The sequence below is a fragment of the Streptococcus mitis genome, from assembly GCF_946188585.1.
Classification (GTDB): Bacteria; Bacillota; Bacilli; order Lactobacillales; family Streptococcaceae; genus Streptococcus; species Streptococcus mitis_DG.
On sequence record NZ_CAMHVI010000001.1, the window covers coordinates 480,920 to 504,232 of the forward strand.

17 protein-coding genes, 1 tRNA gene and 5 pseudogenes are annotated in these 23,313 nt (G+C 39.6%); 9 read left to right on the plus strand and 14 right to left on the minus strand.

The annotated features are described in order from the left end of the window. Nucleotides 1-106: 106 nt before the first annotated feature. From vex2 to N8M66_RS02390, 6 genes are all read right to left on the minus strand, one after another. Nucleotides 107-754: an ABC transporter ATP-binding subunit Vex2 gene (gene vex2 / locus N8M66_RS02365; protein WP_024057461.1), complete on the minus strand. Its 648-nt coding sequence runs from the start codon at nucleotides 752-754 to the stop codon at nucleotides 107-109. 12 nt (nucleotides 755-766) lie between these two features. Beyond that, the gene (locus N8M66_RS02370; protein ID WP_261045388.1) at nucleotides 767-2,044 is read right to left on the minus strand and encodes an ABC transporter permease; all 1,278 of its coding nucleotides are present in this window, start codon (nucleotides 2,042-2,044) and stop codon (nucleotides 767-769) included. Between the two features lie 136 nt (nucleotides 2,045-2,180). After that, nucleotides 2,181-2,266, minus strand: a tRNA-Leu gene (locus tag N8M66_RS02375). Nucleotides 2,267-2,346: 80 nt separating this feature from the next. Further along, on the minus strand, nucleotides 2,347-2,922 hold the full coding sequence (locus N8M66_RS02380; RefSeq protein ID WP_261045390.1) for a cysteine hydrolase family protein: 576 nt from the start codon (nucleotides 2,920-2,922) through the stop codon (nucleotides 2,347-2,349). After that, nucleotides 2,922-3,710 (minus strand): GTP-sensing pleiotropic transcriptional regulator CodY, encoded by a 789-nt coding sequence (gene codY, locus N8M66_RS02385; protein WP_049542801.1) that lies wholly within the window; start codon nucleotides 3,708-3,710, stop codon nucleotides 2,922-2,924. Before codY ends, N8M66_RS02380 begins: the two co-directional genes overlap by 1 nt. Nucleotides 3,711-3,965: 255 nt before the next feature. Then, nucleotides 3,966-5,540: a DEAD/DEAH box helicase gene (locus N8M66_RS02390; protein WP_061589876.1), complete on the minus strand. Its 1,575-nt coding sequence runs from the start codon at nucleotides 5,538-5,540 to the stop codon at nucleotides 3,966-3,968. A gap of 329 nt (nucleotides 5,541-5,869) precedes the next feature. Here N8M66_RS02390 and N8M66_RS02395 point away from each other — a divergent pair, with 329 nt between their 5' ends. The 4 genes from N8M66_RS02395 (at nucleotide 5,870) to N8M66_RS02410 (ending at nucleotide 10,620) form a co-directional block, all read left to right on the plus strand. Further along, nucleotides 5,870-7,186: an FAD-containing oxidoreductase gene (locus N8M66_RS02395; protein WP_049544765.1), complete on the plus strand. Its 1,317-nt coding sequence runs from the start codon at nucleotides 5,870-5,872 to the stop codon at nucleotides 7,184-7,186. Nucleotides 7,187-7,284: 98 nt separating this feature from the next. Next, nucleotides 7,285-8,628 carry a lipid II isoglutaminyl synthase subunit MurT gene (gene murT / locus N8M66_RS02400; protein WP_261045392.1) on the plus strand — a complete coding sequence of 448 codons (1,344 nt, stop codon included), beginning with the start codon at nucleotides 7,285-7,287 and terminating at the stop codon, nucleotides 8,626-8,628. Beyond that, nucleotides 8,628-9,410 (plus strand): lipid II isoglutaminyl synthase subunit GatD, encoded by a 783-nt coding sequence (gene gatD, locus N8M66_RS02405; RefSeq protein ID WP_070478566.1) that lies wholly within the window; start codon nucleotides 8,628-8,630, stop codon nucleotides 9,408-9,410. Before murT ends, gatD begins: the two co-directional genes overlap by 1 nt. A gap of 127 nt (nucleotides 9,411-9,537) precedes the next feature. After that, nucleotides 9,538-10,620 carry a M24 family metallopeptidase gene (locus N8M66_RS02410; RefSeq protein WP_261045394.1) on the plus strand — a complete coding sequence of 361 codons (1,083 nt, stop codon included), beginning with the start codon at nucleotides 9,538-9,540 and terminating at the stop codon, nucleotides 10,618-10,620. 62 nt (nucleotides 10,621-10,682) lie between these two features. On the opposite strand, the pseudogene N8M66_RS02415 reads toward N8M66_RS02410, so the two are convergent. Further along, nucleotides 10,683-11,167, minus strand: a pseudogene (locus N8M66_RS02415) (IS30 family transposase); the annotation flags it as partial. 8 nt (nucleotides 11,168-11,175) lie between these two features. Between N8M66_RS02415 and N8M66_RS02420 the strand changes: the two are divergent. The 4 genes and pseudogenes from N8M66_RS02420 (at nucleotide 11,176) to N8M66_RS02435 (ending at nucleotide 14,613) form a co-directional block, all read left to right on the plus strand. Beyond that, nucleotides 11,176-12,102, plus strand: coding sequence for a FecCD family ABC transporter permease (locus N8M66_RS02420; RefSeq protein ID WP_261045482.1), 927 nt, complete (start codon nucleotides 11,176-11,178; stop codon nucleotides 12,100-12,102). Nucleotide 12,103: 1 nt separating this feature from the next. Beyond that, a pseudogene (locus N8M66_RS02425) lies at nucleotides 12,104-12,858 on the plus strand (ABC transporter ATP-binding protein). 55 nt (nucleotides 12,859-12,913) lie between these two features. Further along, a pseudogene (locus N8M66_RS02430) lies at nucleotides 12,914-13,942 on the plus strand (ABC transporter substrate-binding protein). Next, a pseudogene (locus N8M66_RS02435) lies at nucleotides 13,923-14,613 on the plus strand (alpha/beta hydrolase-fold protein). The pseudogenes N8M66_RS02430 and N8M66_RS02435 overlap by 20 nt, the downstream one beginning before the upstream one ends. 148 nt (nucleotides 14,614-14,761) lie before the next feature. Here N8M66_RS02435 and N8M66_RS02440 read toward each other — a convergent pair. From N8M66_RS02440 to xerA, 5 genes and pseudogenes are all read right to left on the minus strand, one after another. Beyond that, on the minus strand, nucleotides 14,762-17,875 hold the full coding sequence (locus N8M66_RS02440) for a type I restriction endonuclease subunit R (RefSeq protein ID WP_261045395.1): 3,114 nt from the start codon (nucleotides 17,873-17,875) through the stop codon (nucleotides 14,762-14,764). A 40-nt stretch (nucleotides 17,876-17,915) separates the two neighbouring features. Beyond that, the gene (locus tag N8M66_RS02445; protein WP_076984407.1) at nucleotides 17,916-18,380 is read right to left on the minus strand and encodes a hypothetical protein; all 465 of its coding nucleotides are present in this window, start codon (nucleotides 18,378-18,380) and stop codon (nucleotides 17,916-17,918) included. A gap of 36 nt (nucleotides 18,381-18,416) precedes the next feature. Further along, entirely contained in the window at nucleotides 18,417-19,013 is a 597-nt protein-coding gene (locus tag N8M66_RS09445; RefSeq protein ID WP_261229801.1) for a restriction endonuclease subunit S, read from the minus strand. 6 nt (nucleotides 19,014-19,019) lie between these two features. After that, nucleotides 19,020-19,547 (minus strand): annotated as a pseudogene (locus N8M66_RS09450) (restriction endonuclease subunit S); the annotation flags it as partial. Between the two features lie 13 nt (nucleotides 19,548-19,560). Further along, on the minus strand, nucleotides 19,561-20,547 hold the full coding sequence (xerA, locus tag N8M66_RS02455; RefSeq protein ID WP_261045401.1) for a site-specific tyrosine recombinase/integron integrase: 987 nt from the start codon (nucleotides 20,545-20,547) through the stop codon (nucleotides 19,561-19,563). Here xerA and N8M66_RS02460 point away from each other — a divergent pair. Continuing rightward, nucleotides 20,528-21,256: a restriction endonuclease subunit S gene (locus tag N8M66_RS02460; RefSeq protein WP_261045402.1), complete on the plus strand. Its 729-nt coding sequence runs from the start codon at nucleotides 20,528-20,530 to the stop codon at nucleotides 21,254-21,256. The two genes, xerA and N8M66_RS02460, sit on opposite strands and share 20 nt — an antisense overlap. Here N8M66_RS02460 and N8M66_RS02465 read toward each other — a convergent pair. Both N8M66_RS02465 and N8M66_RS02470 read right to left on the minus strand, forming a co-directional pair. After that, nucleotides 21,253-21,810: a restriction endonuclease subunit S gene (locus tag N8M66_RS02465; RefSeq protein WP_261045404.1), complete on the minus strand. Its 558-nt coding sequence runs from the start codon at nucleotides 21,808-21,810 to the stop codon at nucleotides 21,253-21,255. The two genes, N8M66_RS02460 and N8M66_RS02465, sit on opposite strands and share 4 nt — an antisense overlap. Beyond that, nucleotides 21,800-23,305, minus strand: coding sequence for a type I restriction-modification system subunit M (locus tag N8M66_RS02470; RefSeq protein ID WP_261045406.1), 1,506 nt, complete (start codon nucleotides 23,303-23,305; stop codon nucleotides 21,800-21,802). Before N8M66_RS02470 ends, N8M66_RS02465 begins: the two co-directional genes overlap by 11 nt. Between the last annotated feature and the right edge of the window lie 8 nt (nucleotides 23,306-23,313).

Genomic DNA, 23,313 nt, shown 5'->3' on the forward strand with positions numbered 1-23,313 from the left:
AAAAAGCAAACTAGGAAGCTAGCCGTAAGCTGTACTTGAGTACGGTAAGGCGACGATGACGTGGTTTGAATTTGATTTTCGAAGAGTATAACAGAAAAAGCTCATATTATTTCGTAGTATTGCGAGTTTCAGTCAGTTTCTTATCCTTCAATTCAAGTGTAATATCTGACGCTTGTGCCACTTCTTTACTGTGGGTGACGACGATGACACATTTACCTGTTTTCTCGGCAAGTGATTTGAGCAGTTCGACAATATCTCCAGCAGTTTTAGGGTCCAGATTTCCCGTTGGCTCATCAGCTAGAATAACTGGAGCTTCTGATACCAGACTACGAGCTATGGCAACACGTTGCTGTTGACCACCTGATAACTGGAGAACATTCCGCTTGATCTGACTTTCATCCAAACCAAGTTCAAGAAGTGTATCCTTGCTTGCCTTTTTGTTGACCAAGCGGATATTTTCCAGCGGAGAAAGATAATCTATCAAGTTATAATTTTGAAAGACCAAGGAAATATGGTGCATACGATGGTAGGAATATCCCTTCTTACGAATGTCCTCTCCTTGGAAAAGAATCGAACCTTCAACAGGACTATCTAGACCAGCAAGTAGGGACAAGAGTGTGGATTTCCCCGCTCCTGACTCACCAATGATACTGTAAAATTTCCCGGGTTCAAAATTATAATTGATCTGATATAAAACTGCCTCAGCAGTGTTCTTATAACGGTAGGTAACATCTTGTAATTGTAATAAAGTCATGATTTCTCCTTCTTAACTAATAGATGATAAAATTTCTTTAGGCGATTTTCTAAATAAGAATAGGAAACAAAGGGCTACAGATATGCAACTAAGCAGAACTAGAAAAACATAGGATTCTGCAAAAGATAAGATGCTGGTTGATAAACTGCTTGCTTTGGCTAGTGTATCTTGTAAGCTTGCCTGATCCCCACTGGCTAGGACAGTTTGGAGCAGATAGGATGTAATGGCATTTCCAGCGATAAAGGATGGAAGCAAAGCTCCGAGAGATACCAAAACTACCTCTAAACAGAACTGTAGGAAAATCGAGCTCTTTCCTTTTCCAAGTGCCAGTAAAATCCCCACTTCGTAGACCCTTTCTCTCAACCAGAGAGACAAGACCAAAATTAAGGCCCCTGCTCCAGCTATCAACATCCCATAAAGGAAGATGGTGAGGAAGGTTTGGAAGGTTGCAACTGAGTCTTTGATTTGTTCAAAGGCCTTGTTTTCCTTCTCAACTTGGTAGCCTTGACTTTCCAAGGCCAAGTTTTCTACCTGCTTCATGAGTCCGTCCATTTCCTTAGGATTTTCTACATAGAAGCGTGCTGCACTGACTTGCGGTTCACTATTTCCCAGAAGGGTTTGGCTACTTTCATAGTCTGTAAAGACTTGGTTTTCACTGAAGTCAGAAGACAAGCCTGTGAATTTCTCTTGTTTTTTACCAGAAAAAATTCCGACAATCTCAAACTCTACTGTTTGCCCTTTACTAGCTTCGGCCTGTCCGGTATCCAAGCCAATCTTGTCATGAAGCGAAAGACCATTCTTCTTAGCCAACTCTTCGTGGATTAGGATTTTCTTCGAATCCCCTTTTTCAAGATGTCGCCCTTCTTTTAGATTGAAAGCCGAACTGGTAAAGGTTACATCCTTAGATGAATCATCCAGAGCCGTTAAGCTAACCAGGTTCTTGTCTGCAGCTGACAAATCATCACGTTCAACGCTCTGCTCGCCACTCACTGCTTCCTTGTCTTTTAATTTTGCAATCGTCTCCAGTTCAGGAGAAACATTTTCCAGTCCCTTAATCTTGCTTACAGATACTAGCTCCGACAGCTTGAAGGTTTGACCATTTTCTATCTTCTTAATAGAAAAAGAGGTGTTGAGTGATTTGTAAAGATTGGTTTCCACTGTTTTATTGGACTTCATCAATGTCAAACAAGCTGAAATTCCAGCCAATAGGACCAATAAAATCAAAAATAAAATAAAACTTCTCAGTCGTTTTCTGCTGACATAAGCCCAAGCTCTTTGGATTGGATTCATTTGTCACCTCCATATTTGTAAGACTATTATAAAATCCAAATATGAAATGTTTATGAAATACAAAAAAAGAGCAAAAATTTTTTGCTCTACGTAAATTAGATAAAAAAAGAGCTAGCCTAAGCTAGCTCTTATCCTATGCGGAGAGAGGGACTTGAACCCTCACGACCTAAAGCGGTCACAGGATCCTTAGTCCTGCGCGTCTGCCAATTCCGCCATCCCCGCGTCGATTACTTTACTAGTATATCAACTTTTGGGATCCTTGTCAACACTTTTTTTCATTTTTTTTCATTTCATCAACCAAATTACTCAGAAATTTCATTTAGATTTTCATCTACTAACTTAGCTCCAAGTGTATTTTTAAAATGTCCAAGGGCAAATTGATGATTTTCAGGCCAGATGGAAGCAACAGCTGGTTTAACAATCTCGATGTCATATCCTAGATTATAGGCATCTATAGCTGTATGCAGGACACAGATATCCGTCAAGACTCCTGTTAAGATAACTGTAGAAATTCTACGCTCTCTCAAGCGGATATCCAGGTCAGTCCCTGAAAATGCTGAGTAATGACGTTTATCCATCCAAAAGACACGACTGTCTGAACCATGCTCTTGATAAAAGGTTCCCAAATCTCCGTATAAATTTCGCCCACTAGTCCCAATCAAATTATGAGGAGGAAATAATTTGCTTTCTGGATGGAAACAATCGTTTTCTTCGTGAGCATCGATAGTAAAGAAAATGTAATCTCCTCGTTCAAAAGCCAATCGAGTTACCTTGCTGATGGCATTCGAAATCGCCTGAGCTGGAGCGCCTGCTGTCAATTTTCCACTATCAGCAACAAAATCTTCTGTATAATCAATCGAAATTAAAGCCTTAGTCATTAGTAATCTCTTTTCTTCACTTCTTCAAAAATATCTGAAATCAAGACCTTAAGGTAGGTTCCCTTCATTCCAAGTGAGCGACTTTCAATAATCCCAGCAGACTCAAGTTTACGAAGGGCATTGACAATCACCGAACGGGTAATACCGATACGGTCTGCAATCACAGACGCAGTCAACTGACCTTCGTTTCCGTTTAATTCCCCTAAAATAGCTGAAACAGCACGGAGTTCTGAGTAAGAAAGGGTATTGACGGCCATGGTAACAGCAGTACGACGGCGGATATTTTTCTCATCTTCTTCACGTTGGAAGTTGAGGAGCTGAATCCCAACAACGGTACTGGCAATCTCAACAAGGATCAAGTCCTCATCTTCGAATTTCTTATCATTGCGCCAAATAATCAAAGAACCTAAACGAATCCCTGACACATGAATCGGTGCAATAGTCGTCAAGCCATCAGGAAAATCAGCACGACTTTCCACAGGGAAAATACTCAAATCATGATCAACTGTCAGATTGGCTTCTGTATCGTAAATCATGTTCGCGCCCTGTACATAGTCATCCGGGAAAATCTTAGTTTGGAAGAATTGCTCCACGCGATCTGTATTGGTTTTATAACGCATAAAATAGCCAAGGAGACGTCCCTTGCTATTAACAATACAAGCATTACAGTCAATGATATCTGCCAATTGACGGGTAATTGCATTGTAGGGAAGCTCTTCCTGCAACTGCTCCTCTGAGCGCTTCAGGATAGAAGTAATTTTTCTAGTTTTTTCTAATAAATGTGCCATTTTTCACCTCGAATATAATCGCTATCATTATAACATAAACAGCTTGAATTTTCAATTATTATCTGAAAATTGCTTATTTAATTGCAATTTGAAAAAACAAGAATATTTTTAATTAAATTGCTTCTTTTCCATTGACAAGCCCCCTATTTTTGTGTATCATAATATTATAAGAAGATAATATATCTATTTTATTTATCTTTCTTTTCCATTCGGTCTCCTTATATAAAAAAGCGATTCATTTTGAACCGCTTTTTCTTATTTATCGCCCTTGTTACGAATAACAAAGCCTGTTTGCTTTTCGCTTGAAGTATTGCGTGGTTTTTTATTATCTTTACGGTAACGTTTTTCCTTATCAAAACGATCGTTGCCACGACTTCCTTTTTTGAAATCATCACGACGACCACCACGACGGTTGTCTCCACGGCGATTATCACGACGGTCATCTCCACGACGACCTCCCTTACCTTTACCACCGAATCCATTACCTGATGGTTTAAATGGCAATGGTTTTTCACGTGCAATCTCCACTTCAGGAAGACTATCTGGGTCTTGAACAGTCAGACTCAAGATATACATTGCCAATTCTTCTGGAGTAAATTCGGCAGCCAGCTTACGAGCATCCTTACCAAATTTCTCAAAGTTGGCACGGATAGTCTCATCTGCAAAATCACGTTCGATTTTCTTGAGAGCTACGTGTTTTTTAGCTTGGAAGGCTTCTTCTGCACTTGCAGGTTTGAGACCTTTCATGCGTTTCTTGGTCAAGTTTTCAATGATTTGGAGGTAGCCCATTTCATTTGGTGATACGAAAGTAATAGACTGACCTGACTTACCAGCACGACCTGTACGACCGATACGGTGAACATAACTTTCAGGATCTTGTGGAATATCGTAGTTATAGACATGGGTCACACCTGAAATATCCAACCCACGCGCTGCAACGTCTGTCGCAACCAAAACATCAAGATTGCCATTTTTAAAGTCACGAAGGACACGAAGACGTTTGTTTTGGTCCAAATCACCATGAATTCCTTCTGCACGGAAACCACGGATTTTCAGACCACGAGTCAATTCATCCACACGACGTTTTGTACGACCAAATACAATAGCAAGTTCTGGTTGTTCCACATCCATAAGACGTGTCATGGTATCAAATTTTTCTTGTTCTTTAACTCGGATATAGTATTGGTCAACCAATTCTGTTGTCAATTCCTTAGCCGCAATCTTCACATGCTCAGGTTCTTTCATAAACTGAACACCGATACGTTTGATGGCATCTGGCATAGTTGCTGAGAAAAGTAAGGTTTGACGGCTTTCAGGGACACGCGAGATAATGGCTTCGATGTCCTCAAGGAAGCCCATGTTGAGCATTTCATCCGCTTCGTCAAGGATGAGAGTTTCAATATCTTGTAATTTCAAGGCCTTGCGTTTAATCAAGTCCAAGAGGCGACCTGGAGTTCCCACCACGATATGGGCACCAGATTTAAGAGCCTTAATTTGTTTTTCAATGCTTGATCCGCCATATACTGAACGGACTTTGACTCCCTTGCTACGACCAAAGCGGAAGAGTTCTTCTTGACTTTGGACAGCTAATTCACGAGTTGGAGCGATGACCAAGGCTTGAATGGTCGCTTCTTCTGTACGGATTTTTTCAAGGGTTGGCAAACCAAAGGCTGCAGTTTTTCCTGTACCAGTCTGAGCTTGACCGATAACATCCTTACCTTCAAGTGCCAAAGGAATAGTTTGTTCTTGGATCGGACTAGCTTCTACAAAACCAGCTTTTTCAATCTCTGCTAGCAAATCAGCAGACAAGTTTAGTTCATTAAATTTCACGTTTTTCTTCTTTCTAAAGGTGGTGCGAAGCCACCCTATAGGGCTTAGTTTATACTTTTCTTTTTATGACGTATTTTCATATACTGGATATAAAATCGTGTTGCTTCTTTTCCACAAAAGAAAAGTACTGTTTTCTCTGCAACCTATCTAGTATAACACAAGACCAGAGCAAAAGATAGTTAAATCCGTCGATAAAGTCATGTAAACGATTTTTTTAAGAAAATGAGACTAAAATTTCAACTATTTCATAAACTTTTTTAAAGCGTAGCAGAATTGTGCAAAAGTTTTTTTCTTGTGCTAGAATGAAATGCGAATAGGAGGAACTCTAAATGTTAACTTATGATTTAATCGTTATCGGATTTGGTAAAGCTGGTAAAACACTAGCTGGTAAATTGGCTTCAGCTGGCAAAAAAGTTGCCCTCGTTGAACGTAGCAAAGCTATGTACGGTGGAACTTGTATCAACATTGGTTGTATCCCAACTAAAACTTTGCTGGTTGCTGCTGAGAAAGACTTGTCTTTTGAAGAAGTCATTGCTACAAAAAATACTATCACAGGTCGCCTCAACGGTAAAAACTATGCAACTGTTGCGGGTACAGGTGTCGATATTTTTGATGCGGAAGCTCACTTCCTTTCAAATAAAGTCATCGAAATCCAAGCTGGTGATGAAAAACAAGAATTGACTGCTGAAACTATCGTCATCAACACTGGTGCTATTTCAAACGTCTTGCCAATTCCAGGACTTGCTACAAGCAAAAACGTCTTTGACTCAACAGGTATCCAAAACTTGGACAAATTGCCTGAAAAACTTGGTGTCCTTGGTGGCGGAAACATCGGTCTTGAATTTGCTGGCCTTTACAACAAACTTGGAAGCAAGGTTACAGTCCTAGATGCCTTGGATACTTTCCTACCTCGTGCAGAACCTTCCATCGCAGCTCTTGCTAAACAATACATGGAAGAAGACGGTATTGAATTGCTTCAAAACATCCGTACTACTGAAATCAAAAACGACGGCGATCAAGTCCTTGTCGTAACTGAAAACGAAACTTACCGTTTCGATGCTCTTCTCTACGCAACTGGACGTAAACCAAACGTAGAACCACTTCAACTTGAAAATACAGATATTGAACTTACTGAACGTGGCGCTATTAAAGTAGACAAACATTGTCAAACAAACGTTCCTGGTGTCTTTGCAGTTGGAGATGTCAACGGTGGCCTTCAATTTACTTACATTTCACTTGATGACTTCCGTGTTGTTTACAGCTACCTTGCTGGAGATGGCAGCTACACACTTGAAGACCGTCTCAATGTACCAAATACTATGTTCATCACACCTGCACTTTCACAAGTTGGTTTGACTGAAAGCCAAGCAGCTGATTTGAAACTTCCATACGCTGTCAAGGAAATCCCTGTTGCAGCAATGCCTCGCGGCCATGTAAATGGAGACCTTCGTGGTGCCTTCAAAGCTGTTGTCAATACTGAAACAAAAGAAATTCTTGGAGCAAGCATCTTCTCAGAAGGTTCTCAAGAAATCATCAACATCATCACTGTTGCCATGGACAACAAGATTCCTTACACTTACTTCACAAAACAAATCTTCACTCACCCAACCTTGGCTGAGAACTTGAATGACTTGTTTGCGATTTAAGTTGAGATTTAATCGTATTGAACAGCCCTCTCTGGGCTGTTTTTACTTCTGCGAAACACCAAATCCGTCTTTTCCCTCTTTTATGATATAATAGAAACATGAAATTAAAAACTACTTTGGGCCTCCTAGCTGGGCGTTCTTCTCACTTCATCTTGAGCCGTCTTGGCCGTGGAAGTACGCTCCCAGGTAGACTTGCCCTTCAATTTGATAAAGATATTTTACAAAACCTTGCTAAGAACTACGAGATTGTCGTGGTCACTGGAACCAATGGAAAAACCCTGACAACTGCCCTCACTGTCGGCATTTTAAAAGAAGTTTATGGTCAAGTTCTGACCAACCCAAGCGGTGCCAACATGATTACAGGAATTGCGACAACCTTCTTAACAGCCAAATCTTCTAAAACTGGGAAAAATATTGCCGTTCTAGAAATCGATGAGGCCAGTCTATCTCGTATCTGTGACTATATCCAGCCAAGCCTTTTTGTCATCACGAATATCTTCCGTGACCAGATGGACCGCTACGGTGAGATTTACACAACTTATAAGATGATTTTGGATGCCATCCGTAAGGTTCCTACGGCTACTGTTCTCCTCAATGGTGACAGTCCACTTTTCTACAAGCCAACTATTCCAAATCCTGTACAGTATTTTGGTTTTGACTTGGAAAAAGGTCCAGCCCAGCTGGCTCACTACAATACCGAAGGGATTCTCTGCCCTGACTGTCAAGGCATCCTCAAATATGAGCATAATACCTATGCAAACTTGGGCGCCTATATCTGTGAAGGGTGTGGATGTAAACGTCCTGATCTCGACTATCGCTTGACAGAACTGGTTGAGTTGACCAACAATCGCTCTCGCTTTGTCATTGATGGACAAGAATACGGTATTCAAATCGGTGGGCTCTACAATATCTACAATGCCCTAGCTGCTGTTGCCATCGCCCGTTTCCTTGGTGCAGATTCCCAACTCATCAAGCAGGGATTTGACAAGAGCCGTGCTGTCTTTGGTCGTCAGGAAACCTTCCAAATTGGTGACAAGGAATGTACCCTTGTCCTCATCAAGAATCCAGTCGGTGCAACTCAGGCTATCGAGATGATTAAACTAGCACCTTATCCATTTAGTCTATCTGTTCTTCTTAATGCCAACTATGCAGACGGTATCGATACCAGCTGGATTTGGGATGCTGACTTTGAACAAATCAAGGACATGGACATTCCAGAAATCAACGCTGGTGGTGTTCGTCATTCTGAAATTGCTCGTCGTCTACGAGTAACAGGCTATCCAGCTGAGAAAATCACTGAGACAAATGATCTGGAACAAGTTCTTAAGACCATTGAGAACCAAGACTGCAAGCATGCTTATATTCTGGCTACCTATACTGCTATGCTTGAATTCCGCGAACTGCTGGCTAATCGTCAGATTGTTAGAAAGGAGATGAACTAATGGTTTATACTTCACTTTCCTCAAAAGCTGGCAATTACCCTTATCAGCTCAACATTGCCCACCTCTACGGAAATCTTATGAATACCTACGGGGACAATGGAAACATCCTCATGCTCAAGTATGTGGCTGAAAAACTGGGAGCCCATGTGACCGTTGACATCGTTTCTCTCCATGATGATTTTGATGAAAATTACTATGATATCGCCTTTTTCGGTGGTGGTCAAGACTTTGAACAAAGTATCATTGCTAGTGATTTACCTGCTAAAAAAGAGAGCATTGAAAACTACATTCAAAACGACGGTGTTGTCCTTGCTATCTGTGGTGGTTTCCAACTCTTGGGGCAATATTATATTGAAGCTTCAGGAAAACGTATTGAAGGGCTAGGAGTTATGGGTCACTATACCCTTAACCAGACCAATAATCGCTTTATCGGCGATATCAAGATTCACAATGAAGACTTCGATGAAACCTACTATGGCTTTGAAAATCACCAGGGCCGTACCTTCCTCTCAGACGATCAAAAACCACTGGGACAGGTGGTATATGGAAATGGAAATAACGAAGAAAAAGTCGGAGAAGGGGTTCATTACAAGAATGTCTTTGGTTCCTACTTCCACGGACCTATCCTATCTCGCAATGCCAATCTAGCTTATCGCCTTGTTACCACTGCCCTCAAGAAAAAATATGGTCAGGACATCCAACTCCCTGCCTATGAGGACATTCTCAGCCAAGAAATCGCTGAAGAATACAGCGACGTGAAAAGCAAGGCTGACTTTTCTTAAACAAAGGGAAATTATATCAAAGAACTCCGTTATCTTGTCGGAGTTCTTTTTGTCTGTTCTTTTACCCTTCTCCCTTGCATTTTCTCTCTTTTTTTGCCAAAATAGAGGGGTAGAAAGAAGGTAGCATATGTCTAAATTACAACAAATCGTAACATATCTTGAATCAGAAAAACTAGACGTCGCTGTCGTATCTGACCCCGTCACAATCAATTACCTCACTGGCTTTTACAGTGATCCTCATGAACGCCAAATGTTCCTTTTTGTTCTAGCAGATCAGGAACCTCTCCTCTTTGTCCCAGCCCTTGAAGTGGAACGTGCAAGCAGCACTGTTTCCTTCCCAGTTGTGGGCTATGTGGATTCTGAAAACCCATGGCAAAAAATGAAGCATGCTCTTCCACAGCTTGACTTCAAACGTGTCGCTGTTGAGTTTGACAATCTTATCTTGACCAAATACCATGGCTTGAAAACAGTCTTTGAAAATGCTGAGTTTGAAAACCTCACTCCTCGTATCCAACGCATGCGCCTCATCAAATCAGCTGATGAAGTGCAAAAAATGATGGTTGCAGGTCTCTATGCTGACAAGGCTGTTCATGTTGGTTTTGACAATATTTCTCTTGATAAGACTGAGACAGATATCATCGCCCAAATCGACTTTGCTATGAAACGTGAAGGCTATGAAATGAGCTTTGATACTATGGTCTTGACTGGTGATAATGCTGCAAATCCACACGGTATTCCAGCAGCTAACAAGGTTGAAAATGATGCTCTTCTCCTCTTTGACCTGGGCGTTCTAGTCAACGGCTATGCGTCAGATATGACTCGTACAGTCGCTGTTGGTAAACCAGACCAATTCAAGAAAGACATTTACAACTTGACTCTTGAAGCCCAACAAGCTGCTCTTGACTTTATCAAGCCAGGTGTGACCGCCCATGAAGTAGACTGCGCTGCCCGTGAGGTCATCGAAAAAGCTGGTTACGGCGAGTACTTCAACCACCGTCTCGGTCACGGTATCGGTATGGATGTCCACGAATTCCCATCTATCATGGAAGGAAACGACATGGTCATCGAAGAAGGCATGTGCTTCTCTGTTGAACCAGGTATCTATATCCCTGGTAAAGTCGGTGTCCGTATCGAAGACTGCGGTGTTGTTACCAAGGATGGCTTTGACCTCTTTACAAGTACCAGCAAAGATTTACTTTATTTTGATTAAACATAGAGACAAGCAAAAAGTCAGCTCAAATAGCTGACTTTTTTATTTCCTAAATTGTCAAATTAAGCTAGACTTTTCAAGTAACTCAGAAAAACTTGGTAGGGTGATTGATAATTCAATGATTTTCTAGGAATTCTATTTCTTTTATCAGCTATAGCTGATAAATAATTTTGAGAAATATTAGTAAAATCCATTTGTTTCGGTAATCCATTTCGTCTTAATAAGCCATTAGAATGTTCATTGAGATCTCGTTGACCAGGACATCCTGGATCCGCAAAGAAAATATCAATGTCATGTACATTCGAAATAGATTTCCAATTAGAAAATTCTTTCCCACAATCAAACGTTATCGACTTAAAGAGATGACTGGGAACTTGAGACAACCATTGATTGATGGAGGCCTCACTATCACTTGCTTTCCGTCCATTGGTTTTCAATGTGATGATGGCTTTTGAGAGGCGTTCTACTAAGGTAATGACTGCACTTTTGTGTTTTATCCCACAATTGTATCCCCTTCTAGATGACCGAATTCCGTCTTAAAATTAGGAGAACTGTCTGATTTTGCTTCTCACCATTTTTCTGGCTTATTCCCTCTTTTTAGCTGTTTCTTTGGGTTCAGTTACTATTGACATACAAGATACTTACCAGATTATTTTCAGCAAGCTTGGCTTTTCCCTTGGCACAGACAAACTATCGCCCTCTACAATAGCTATTGTTTGGAACATGCGGGTTCCAAGAGTGATCTTGGGAATTCTAGCTGGTGCTGGCCTTTCTGTCTGTGGCAGCGTCATGCAATCTACTGTCAATAATCCTATCGAAGAGCCTTATATCCTAGGAATTTCAACGGGTGCAACCTTCGGATCCACACTGAGCATTATCTTAGGACTCAAATCCATTACTGGCACAGGTGCCTTTATAGGAGCCATTCTGGCATCGGCAGTGGTCCTTTTTATCGCCTTTTCCAACTTTATCATTTCTGTCGGTGCTAATGCTGACAGCCTTATGACAATCAAGTTCTGGACCATGGGCTCACTAGCCGGAACTTCTTGGTCAGATCTTGCCTTGCCGGCTCTTGTTATTGGTCTCTTCTTTTTGTTTTTCTGTTCCCAGTATCGTATTTTCAATACTATGATGATGGGGGACGAAGCAGCTTTGACACTGGGGCTAACTCTGCATTTTTACTGGTTCCTTTATATCACAGTTGTCGCTATAATGACTGCGGTGCTGGTTGCCTGCTGCGGCATTATCGGCTTTGTCGGACTAATCACTCCGCACATTGCTCGTAGATTAGCTAGTACCAACTACAAAAGACTCTTTCCTATCGCTACCCTGCTCAGCTCTCTCTTTCTTGTCTGGGCAGATGTTTTGGCTCGAATTTTGGTCAAAAATACCGAGCTGCCGATTGGAATCTTCACCGCTTTGGTCGGTGCACCCTTCTTTATCTACATTGTAGCCAAAAACCGAAAGGAGGTAAGTAGCTGATATGGATCTAACTTGCCAAAATATCCACTATGCTGTCAGCCAAAAAGAAATCTTAAAAGGGATTTCACTCACGATCGAGGGAAATCATTTTCACACCATTTTAGGACCCAATGGAAGTGGCAAACTAGTCTGCTCAAAAACATCTACCGCCAAATCAAACCTGACAGCGGGGACATTTATCTAGACGAAAAGCAGCTTGAACAGGTCAGCATAAAAAAAGCTGCCCAGAAAATAGCCGTTGTAACTCAGTTTAACCATCTTCAGTTTGACTGCACCGTCCAAGAAATCGTCATGCTGGGCAGGACGCCACACCTGTCCCTTTTTCAAAAAGAGAGCGAAAAAGACTATGCCCTTGTCCGTCATGCCTTGAGACAGGTGGATATGCTGGATAAGGGAGAGCGAACCTATCTCTCCCTATCTGGTGGTGAGAAGCAAAGAGTCTTGCTGACACGTGCTTTGGCTCAGCAGCCAAGTCTACTGCTCCAAGACGAGCCGACCAATCATCTGGATATCAAATACCAGCTGGATATGCTACGTATCGTCAAAGACCTGAACATCAATGTTTTAGCTGTTTTACATGATATCCAACTGGCTTGTCGGTATTCAGACTATTAGTACCTCATGAAAGGAGGTGAGATTGCATACCAAGACACTCCAAAGGAGGTCATCACCCATGATTCACTGCAATCCGTTTACGGTATTCAAAGCAAAGTGATCTGGACCAAGGATCGACAGGCCATGATTCAGTATCTATAAGAGCCTGCTCTCAGCTTTATCTATACAATCTCCAAGCCTAAGAAAGGAAGGCAATATGAAAAAAACACTCAGTATCTTACTCGTCGCAACTGCTGCACTGACAATGGCAGCCTGCAATTCTTCATCTAAGGAAAGTACAAAAGAAAGCTCAACTTCACAATCTTCCTCCAAAACAGAAAGCGCGAAAAAGAGCACAGCAGAGACAAAATATCCAGTGACAATCAAAACTTACGATGCAGAAGGCAAGGAGATTGATCAGGTCTTTGAAAAGGCACCGGAAAAGGTCATCACCAACAACCTTTCGACGACCGAAATCTTGATTGAACTAGGATTGAAAGACAAGATCGCCGGTATGCTCAATCCAGACAACGATGTCACAGATAAATACAAGGCTGATATTGCCACCATTCCGCAAGTCGGCGACAAGAAAACCGTATCACAGGAAACTGTGCTATCCTATGAGCCAGATGCTCTTCTTGGCCGAAACATGATGTTTTCCGAGAAATCTCTGGGGACAGTCAGTGCCTGGAATGAAAACAAAATCCCTGTCTATACACAGAAGGCTTCCCTGTCCAATACCAAGCAAGACCTAGGCAATATCGTTGAAGATGTCAAGAATATAGGAACCATTTTTAATGTCCAAGATAAGGCCAATCAGTATGCCAACTAGCTGCAGGCAAGAATTGACAGTGTCAAGAAAACCAATAAGGCTAGTCAAGGGGAAAAGAAAAAAGCGCTCATCATGTGTGCTTACAACGATGAGACTTTTGGTGCTTATAAATCTGCCCTGCAGGAGAGTCTGCTTAACTAGCTCGGCTATACCAATGTAGCGACCGGAACCTCTGACTTGACCTTGGAAAATCTGGTCTCTATGGATCCTGAAGTCATCATCTACGTAACCAGCGACCGCAACAAGTCCATGGATGAGCAAGCAGTTGATCTAATGAAAGCTAATCCTGTTCTGGAAGATGTTCCAGCGATCAAAAATCAGAAAATCATGACCATCTCCTTTGATGAGTTCATGGATTATGGTCCTGCTGTAATTGACTCACTCGAGAAAATCAATGACTTTGTCAATAAATAAGACCTTTGTCTGGGAAGGTATCACTGTCAAAATTGCCCTGCCCCAAGATTATGACAAATCACGACCTTATCCAGCAATCTTGCTAAATGATGGCCTGATAAACTACCTGAGCAGGCTTTCTTCATCGGTAATCTTGATCGGACTGATATCAAACAACAGGCTGGACGATTATACACCCTGGAAAGCCAATGCTCTAAAGCCTGGCAATCCTGATTTTGGCGGCGGAGCAGATAGCTACCACCAGAAACTATTCAACGGTATATTAGCAGAAATCAGACAGCACTACCTACTGAATGACAAGAGAATTGCCTATGGTGGCTACTCTCGGTGGACTAGCAGCTATTTACAGTCTCTATAGTGTCTGCGAAGTTCCCTGTGTTTTTTCTATCTGCGGTTCCTTTTGGTACCCAGGTTTTATCGACTTTTGCCGGACACAGGACTTGAAAAACAAGGACTGTCTAGTCTATTTGCAGAATGGAAAGACTGAAGGCGCGAATCACTCAAATCGACTTTCCAAAGCTCCTTTTTATGCTGTAGAAATTCATCACTTGATTCAGAAAAAAATTCTTACCACTTGCTCCGTCTTTGACCCTTACGGTCATCATGAAGCCCTCAAAGAGCGCTATGCTGCCTTTGCCGACTGGCTGACCACACAGTGGCATATCGACTAATGAAAAACCCCTTTGTCACTCACAGTAGCTGACAAAGGGGTTTTTAGTTTATTGCTGTAAGCAAAAAGATTTATTCCGTTTTCTCCCCCACCTCTAGTTTCAACAAAAAGGCTTTTTTATCAAGGCCACTGGCATAACCGGTCAAATTTTATTTCGATTCAAATTCTACACTACTTTCAGCAGCCATCAGTTGGTCAGAAAACGAATACGATTCATAATTATTATAAGGGTTATCCGTCCACATTTCACATTGCTTGATAACAGTCACAATGGCATCTTCGACACCCTCCGGTGGATATTTGTATTTCCTAAGGAGCCGTTTAACAAGCATGCGCATACGAGCACGCGCAGAATGTTTTTTCTGCCAATCAATAGTTCTGCTTTTGCGCAATGTCTCCGTTAATTCATGAGTCATTGCAACAAGCTCATCATTTTCATAAAAATCTTTGACTGCTTGTGGTTGCGTCAAAGCATCATAGAAAGCTAATTCTTCATCGGTAAGACCTAAAGAATCCCCCTCTTCGTGAGCTTTCGCCATTTCTTTGGCCATTTGCATTAATTCAGCAATAACTTCTTCATTCGAAAGCATACCATTCAGATATGCTCTCATCGCTCGCGAAAGAATTTCAGAGAACTTTTCGGATTTGACTAAATTTGTTCTTTGATATAAGGTAATCTGCTCTTGTAATAATTTTTTTAAGAGTTCTACCGCTATGTTTTTTTCCTTCATTTTAGAAATTTCGTCTAAAAATTTAGGATCAAATAACGAAAATCCTGTATCAATATCTGAGAATAAATTAATGACACCTTCACTCTTGATAGAAGCTTTTAGTAACTCATTGATACGATTATTAATATCTTTCAGAGAAAGCTTTTTACCCTCCCCAGTTATTCGTGTCAGTAATGTTCTGACTGCTTCAAAATAAGCTGCTTCAAAACGTTGCTCAGGAGTAAGCAAAGAACGACAAAGTGATAACGCTTGGCGTAAGAGTAACGATTCTCTGATGAAGAGCTCTTTCTTCTTCTCCTTGTCTACACTTGACAAGAAGTTTACCCCACCACTAATTGTTTTAGCTCTGATTAAATCACTTGATTTAGAGAACATGAATTCTGAATAGTCAAACCCATAAAACAAATCACGACAGACCTCTAGTTTTTCAACAAACTTTGGTAAAGCTGTCTTAGCTATATCAGTGTCCCCAAAGTTACCTTTGTCTCGATTTGTATAATCGTTCATGGCTTGCTTTAAAGCACTTGCAATACCGATATAATCAACTACAAGTCCACCCTCTTTATTTTTGTATACACGGTTAACACGAGCGATTGCCTGCATAAGATTATGACCTTGCATTGGCTTATATACATACATAGTTGCAAGGCTAGGAACATCAAATCCAGTCAGCCACATATCAACGACGATAGCAATCTTAAATGGGTTTTCATTGTCTTTAAACCTTTTAGCCATCTCTTCTTTATGTCGCTTATTCCCTACTATATCATGCCATTCTTCCGGATCATTATTACTAGAAGTCATGACAACTCCAATTTTTTCTGTCCAATTCGGACGCTTTTCAAGTAAGGTACGATAAATTTTCATCGCAATCGGACGAGAATAAGCAACAATCATTGCTTTTCCAGTTAATTCCTGCGCACGATTTTCTTCATAATGGGTAATGATATCTTCACACAAGGCACTAATAGTTTGATCGGCCCCTAAAATACTATCAAGACGACCCAATTCCTTCTTGCTTCTATCAATCGCATGTGATTCAGCGCTTTGTGCCATCAAGTCATACTCTGTGTCAATCAAACGCAAGATACTTTCATCTAGTTTTAAATGCATGACGCGACTTTCATAATAGACAGGCCGAGTGGCGCCATCTTCAACCGCCTGTGTCATATCGTAAACGTCAATGTAATTACCAAAAACCTCTGTTGTAGACTTATCTTTAGTAGAAATAGGAGTTCCAGTAAATCCAATATAAGTCGCATTAGGCAAGCTATCTCTAATCAGTCTGGCTGCTCCGACGACTAGTTTCGCTTCGCTTTCTCCATCTTTTCCTTTGGTAATTTTAATCTTTTCTTCAAGTCCATACTGACCACGATGAGCCTCATCTGCCATGACAACAATGTTTCTTCTATCAGAAAGCGCCTCTTCTGACTCTGAAAACTTCTGCATAGTTGTAAATATAATGCCATTGGCTTGGCGACCAGTCAATAGTTCTTTCAGATGCAAACGGCTCTCTGCCCGAATCGGTGTCTGTCTCAGAAAATCTTGGCATTTGGAAAACTGTCCATATAACTGTTCGTCCAAATCATTTCGATCAGTCAAAACGACAATAGTTGGCGAGTCTAAAACTTTCTGCAGCAGATGAGCATAGAAAACCATGGATAGAGATTTCCCACTCCCTTGCGTATGCCAGAAAACACCTCCCCGTCCATCGCTTTTAGTTGCCTTCAAAGTAGATACTGCAGCCTTATTCACTGCAAAATACTGATGATAAGCCGCTAAAATCTTAGCATCCTCAGAAAAGCAGATAAAATTCCTTAAAATATCCAAAAATCTAGTCTTATCAAAAATACCTTCAATGAACGTGGTAAAATTAGCATACTGAGTATCTTCAAAACTACCATCAGTGGTCTTCCACTCCATAAAGCGGTCTTCACCAGCAGTAATTGTCCCCGCCTTTGAAGTGGCTAGATCCGTCATTACGCAAAAAGCATTATAGTTAAATAAATTTGGAATTTCTTTCTGATATGTTTTAAGCTGACGGTAAGCATCAGAAGCATCTGTTTCTTGGCGAGAAGGACTTTTCAACTCAAAAACAACTACTGGCAAACCATTCAAAAACACTATAATATCAGGACGTTTATTACTCTTCTCTACAATTGTCCATTGATTAATTACAGTAAAAGAATTATTATTTACATTATCGAAATCAACTAAATAAACGAGATTAGATTGTTTTCTTCCTTGATGAAAATAGGAAACTTCTATACCGTTTTGAAGATAATTTGTAAAAATCTTATTTTTTTGAAGCAAGGAACCTGTTTCAAAACGCTGTAACTTTTCAATTGCCTCTTGAATTGCAACAGTCGGTAGCTTAGCATTGATCCTTTCTAAAGCAGAATAAAGCTCTTCCAAATATAAAGGTGTTCTATAATCACGCTCTACATCTGGACCATAAACATATGAATAGCCCAAACTATCACGAAAAAGTTCAATGACCGCGTGTTCGTAGTTGTCCTCAGTGAATCCCATAAATTAAACTCCATTCTATAAATAGTATACTAAACTTACACTATTCATCAAATAATACAAACTTTTTTGAAAAATATATTTTCCCTAGGGAATCAATAGCATAGCCATAAGCTTTTTTTCCACTTAAATGCTTATTAATAAACTGTTGTCTCAAGTTTTCTTGAATACATCCAAAATCAGCAAACTCACCAGTTTTTAAATAACTAGGCAGCGTATTATTAAAAACCCCCATGTTTGTTATAAAGGCAAATCTCTTTTTTGCATATCTTGAATGAGTAACTCCGATCTGAGTAATGATTACTTCCTGTCTCCCAACATTAGTAATCGTTACATTAGTATAAATTTTTTTATCCAAAGAACCTACTGGAATGATTACTTGTGTACTTACCCGTATTTTATTTATCGAATCTTTACGAGAAAGATACAATGAAACAACAACTGCACCAATCGTACCAATTGCTGAAAGTGCTTCCCAAATATTTCCTAAATCAATTATAACTTTCAATTTTATACTACCTTTTTCATTTTGTACGCTAAATCATCATTTACTGGCTTGATTTACTGAAATCTCTCCTGACAAGAGTTTTGGTAGTAGAGTATCTCGAAAGTTAATTAACTTTTCGTTTTTCTCCATATTAATCTCTATTTGTGAATAAATTGGAAACATAATTTTTGAAAAATCTTCTAGTACATTGGTATCTGGAAGTATGATAGGTAGATTTTTAAATGAATCTATTGTAACTTGAGGTTGAGCAGATCCTGTAACAACATCAAAAAATTGGCGATTTAGGCACCATTGTTTCAAGTATGCAAAGTACACATCTTTTTTTTCATTCACTATTAATGAGTTATTTGTTATAAATGAAAATGGACGGGATAACCTGACAGTGCCTGAAGCAGCACCTCGGCACGAGATTAATATTCGTTCTTTTTGATAAAGAAATTCTGTGAAATAGCCAATTGGCCCATTCCCCCCAAAGACACGATATCCTTTTGAAAGTAAGTTCTTAGTTGGTAAATTTTTTCCATAATTGAGTTTAGCTACATCTAAGAATGTTATTTCTCTCCATGTTGTAGGCAGTATTCCACCAAACGGTTCAAAATCAACAAACCAAGATTTAAAAATAGCTTGTGCCATCTGCTCTAAATGATGATTTATCTTTTTATTATTCTCAATTTTATCATCTAGCGATTTAAGAATTTTACCAATTCTAATTTGTTCTTTTAACGGAGGACATAGAATTTCGTGATTTTTGACAACATCTAGCTGAACTCTTTGTCTTCCTGACGTTCCTACCATTGATTTAATAGCAACTTCTCTGATATTTGGAGCAATCATCAAATAATAAACGAAATTTTCATCACTAATATTTTCTTTGGCTCTTACAACAATAAACTCAGTAGACCCAAACCCTACTTCATCTTTGTCTAATAAATTTACCTTAGACGTTTTCCCATTTTCAAGACTTGGTGTAATACGAGCCATTAAAGTATCCCCATTTCTGAATTTGGTACCACCTCTAAATTCAAAATACTCAAACTCGGGAATATCGCGCGTAAAAGGTTCTAATTTTTCCATCGCTATTTTTTTAGCAATAGCTCCCTTTGACAAAGTTTCTCGGGGATTAAATTCTATAATATCCGAAAGTTTCACTTTCTTCCAATTATTCAATTTCTGCTTCTCCTCACCCTATATATTTTCTATGCGAATTTTTGACATTCGCTTGGTTAACCATGGCATAGTGCATGGTTGTATCTATCTTGACATGACCAAGCAAGTGCTGGACTTGTTCGATGGGCATGCCCTTATCTATGGCGCGTGTCGCCAGTGTCCGTCTAAATTTATGCGGATGGACTTTATTTAAGTCCGCTTTTTCACCGATTTGTCTCAATCTTGTTTCTACCCCTCCGATTAGCAATCTATCATGTGGAGATGACAAGGAAACGAACAAAGCTGGATTATCATCCTGACGACTGTCCAAGTAGTTTATCAGGTGAATCTTTGTTCTAGCGTCGAAGTAGACGATTCGCTCACTATTCCCTTTACCAAAGACAAGACATTCTCTTTCATAAAAATTAATATCCTCTCTATTCAATCTCACTAGTTCGCCTACCCGCATTCCAGTTGAAGCCAATAAATCAATCATGGCCAAATCACGAATCTCATCGCAAGCATCTCTTAGAAGCTCCAGCCCTTCGTCAGAAAAAGTCTCTTTGATTGTTTTATCTGTCTTTATCTTGTGAATCCGACGAACAGGACTCTTTAAAATATAGTCCTCGTCTTCCAACCATCCAAAAAAGCTACTAAAGATCCGACGCATGTTGTCAATCGTCACCTTGCTTGATTTCCGCTCCTGCTGGTAACGCGCAAGATAGGTTCGCAAATCACTGGTAGTTAAATCTCTTATGGACGTTTTGAGACTAACAAACATATTTTCAATGACCATCTTATAGTATTTCAAAGACTTCTCACTACAGCCTTCAATCCGCTTGGCTGAAATAAATAGCTCAAGTAATTTACTATTGCTCTTTTGTTCATTAGCTGATTTAATCTCTGCAACTTCTACATTGACAAAAGCTGCCGTTAGTACCTTTTGCAGATTTTTTAATTGTTGAGCACTTAAATGCTTGGCCATAACTGTTGTAATTTGCGTGATTAATTTATCTTTCATAAGTTACCTACCTTTCGTTTTTATTATACTCTATGGGCAGCTTAAAAAGATAAATCATCATTTAGAGCAGATTGGTCAAGAACTTTTTGAAGAAATCTACTATGATGGTTCCTCTGCTCAACTTGGCGATATTATAAGCACTCTAGAAAGTGGCTCACGTCCCAAAGGAGGAGCTGAAGCCGACGGTATACCAAGTATTGGTGCAGAAAATATTGAGCGTTTTGGCCAATATGACTACACTAAAGAAAAGTATATAAGTTTAGAATATTTCCAAAAACTTAAACGTGGTATTGTACACTCTGGGGATGTTTTACTGTATAAAGATGGTGCATATACAGGGAAAGTTTCAATGGCTTTGGACGACTTTCCACATGCACAATGTGCTATTAATGAACACATTTTTATATTAAGGCCAAACGAGTTAGCTCCAAGTTCATTTTTCTTATATTTCTTACTTCTGCAAGATAAAAACAAACAAGCCTTATTTTCTCGTGCTTCTAGTAAAGCTGCTCAACCTGGATTGAATCAAACTGAGGTAAAAACATTACCAATACTACTTCCAAAAACAGAAATGATTACTAAATTCGAAAGTACTATAGCACCAGTCATGCATCAAATTGCTAAAAATGCCAACGAAAATAGAAAATTAATAACATTACAAAAAGCTCTTCTCCCAAAACTTTTATCTGGTGAAATATCAGTAAACTAAGCCACTAAATGATGATTTATCTTTTTATTATTCTCAATCTTTTCATCAAGTGAAAAAAATAGTCTTGAAATATCTTGTTGTAATTTTCTTGATTCAGGAAATTTTATAATAATATCATTCAATAATCGTTGTCGATTTAACTCAGTCTGCCCAGTTGATCCTTCTTGTAATCCTTCAATTTTTACTTGTTGTGCTTTAAGAGCATAACCTAAGTACAAAGGATCTATTTTCTCTTCATCTGGTCTAACAATTATCATATGTCCATCTACAGTAGTCAATTCAGGTACTTTTACTAATTGAGCAACTCGTCCTGCTGTTCCAACGCCTGTAGAATTTATTAAAATATCATAATCTATTAGTATTTTATTTGTAGGTACTTTTTTCTTCAATAAATCATTTAACCGTGACAAAGAGTAGTCAATTTGAAAATTTCTATTCGTCCTTTGATTAAGTACAACGATAGTATTATCGGATTTAGTCTCAATATATTTTGGTGGAATACCTTTTGAAACAAAGCTAACAAGTTCACCTAAATTTACCTCCTTATATTTCAAACCCAATCTCCCCCAATCTTTCTCTAATCTCATCTTCTAATTTATGGGATTTAATAAAAAGTTCTGATAGTTCTGTTGTCAGTCGGTCCATCTTCTCTTCAAATGGTTCTCCGTCATCTTCTTTTTCCTCAATACCTACATAACGCCCTGGCGTAAGAATAAAATCTTGCTTTGCAATTTCTGCTGTTTCAACAGACGCACAAAAACCTTTAACATCTTCAAGGTTTCCATTTTGAAAGGCTTCAAAGGTATCTGCCAACTTCTTAATGTCTTCGTCGCTAAAGTCGCGATGCTTACGGTCAATCATTTCTCCCATATTTCGAGCATCGATAAACAGCGTCTTTCCTTTTTGTTTTTTATTTTTACTGATAAACCAGAGACAGGCTGGAATAGTTACACTGTAAAAGAGATTAGCTGGAAGAGCTATAATTCCCTCAATTAAGTCATCTTCGATAATTTTTTTACGAATGTCCCCTTCACCGCTCTGAGTCGATGAGAGTGAGCCGTTTGCCAGAACCAAGCCAACCTTGCCATTACTAGGATCCATGTGATGAATCATGTGCTGAATCCAAGCATAGTTTGCATTGCTATTAGGTGGCGTTCCGTATTTCCAGCGAATATCATCTTGCAGTTTATCTGCTCCCCAGTTTGAAATATTAAAAGGGGGATTAGCCATGATATAGTTAGCTTTTAGTGTCGGATGTAAATCATTGAAAAAGCTGTTCGCTTGGTGCTCACCAAAATCCGCATCAATACCTCGGATAACCATGTTCATCTTGGCCATCTTCCAAGTATCTGCATTAGATTCTTGACCAAAAACAGATAAATTATTAATATTCCCACTATGATTCTCTATAAACTTAGCTGACTGAACAAACATACCGCCTGAACCACAAGCAGGATCATAAACACGGCCTCTATAAGGCTTTAATATTTCTACAATCGTTTTTACGATACTGGTCGGAGTATAAAATTCACCGCCTCGTTTTCCTTCATATGCCGCAAACTGTTCAATACAATATTCATAAGCACGCCCAAGTAAATCTTTTTCATTCTCACCTTCATACATTTGAATATTAGTAAAAATATCTACAACTTCCCCTAAAACTCGCTTATCTAAGTCTGGACTTGCATAGATTTGAGGAAGGACATTCTCTAGACTAGGATTATCCTTTTCAATTTCACGCATAGCTGCATCCAAGACTGTGCCAATTTCCGAAGAATGGGCATGACTCGCAATAAATTGCCATCTAGCTATTTCAGGAACGAAGAAAATATTCTCCTCTGAATATGCATCAGGATCATTCTCAAATCCGTCACCCTCTGCAAGTAATTGTTGGTATTTTTCTTCAAAAGCATCTGATACATATTTTAAAAAGATGAGACCGACAATAACTTTTCTGTACTCTGACGCTGAAATGTGCCCCCGAAGTGAATCTGCGGCATCCCATAGTTCCTTTTCAAATCCAATATTTGCGTTTGATTTTTTCGCCATTTTATACT

What these genes read in the sequence shown, in the direction of transcription:
- vex2 (WP_024057461.1), bottom strand. Translation starts at nt 754, where the DNA reads ATGACTTTATTACAATTACAAGATGTTACCTACCGTTATAAGAACACT.
- N8M66_RS02370 (WP_261045388.1), bottom strand. Translation starts at nt 2,044, where the DNA reads ATGAATCCAATCCAAAGAGCTTGGGCTTATGTCAGCAGAAAACGACTG.
- N8M66_RS02380 (WP_261045390.1), bottom strand. Translation starts at nt 2,922, where the DNA reads ATGACTAAGGCTTTAATTTCGATTGATTATACAGAAGATTTTGTTGCT.
- codY (WP_049542801.1), bottom strand. Translation starts at nt 3,710, where the DNA reads ATGGCACATTTATTAGAAAAAACTAGAAAAATTACTTCTATCCTGAAG.
- N8M66_RS02395 (WP_049544765.1), top strand. Translation starts at nt 5,870, where the DNA reads ATGTTAACTTATGATTTAATCGTTATCGGATTTGGTAAAGCTGGTAAA.
- murT (WP_261045392.1), top strand. Translation starts at nt 7,285, where the DNA reads ATGAAATTAAAAACTACTTTGGGCCTCCTAGCTGGGCGTTCTTCTCAC.
- gatD (WP_070478566.1), top strand. Translation starts at nt 8,628, where the DNA reads ATGGTTTATACTTCACTTTCCTCAAAAGCTGGCAATTACCCTTATCAG.
- N8M66_RS02410 (WP_261045394.1), top strand. Translation starts at nt 9,538, where the DNA reads ATGTCTAAATTACAACAAATCGTAACATATCTTGAATCAGAAAAACTA.
- N8M66_RS02440 (WP_261045395.1), bottom strand. Translation starts at nt 17,875, where the DNA reads ATGGGATTCACTGAGGACAACTACGAACACGCGGTCATTGAACTTTTT.
- N8M66_RS09445 (WP_261229801.1), bottom strand. Translation starts at nt 19,013, where the DNA reads ATGGCACAAGCTATTTTTAAATCTTGGTTTGTTGATTTTGAACCGTTT.
- xerA (WP_261045401.1), bottom strand. Translation starts at nt 20,547, where the DNA reads ATGAAAGATAAATTAATCACGCAAATTACAACAGTTATGGCCAAGCAT.
- N8M66_RS02470 (WP_261045406.1), bottom strand. Translation starts at nt 23,305, where the DNA reads ATGGCGAAAAAATCAAACGCAAATATTGGATTTGAAAAGGAACTATGG.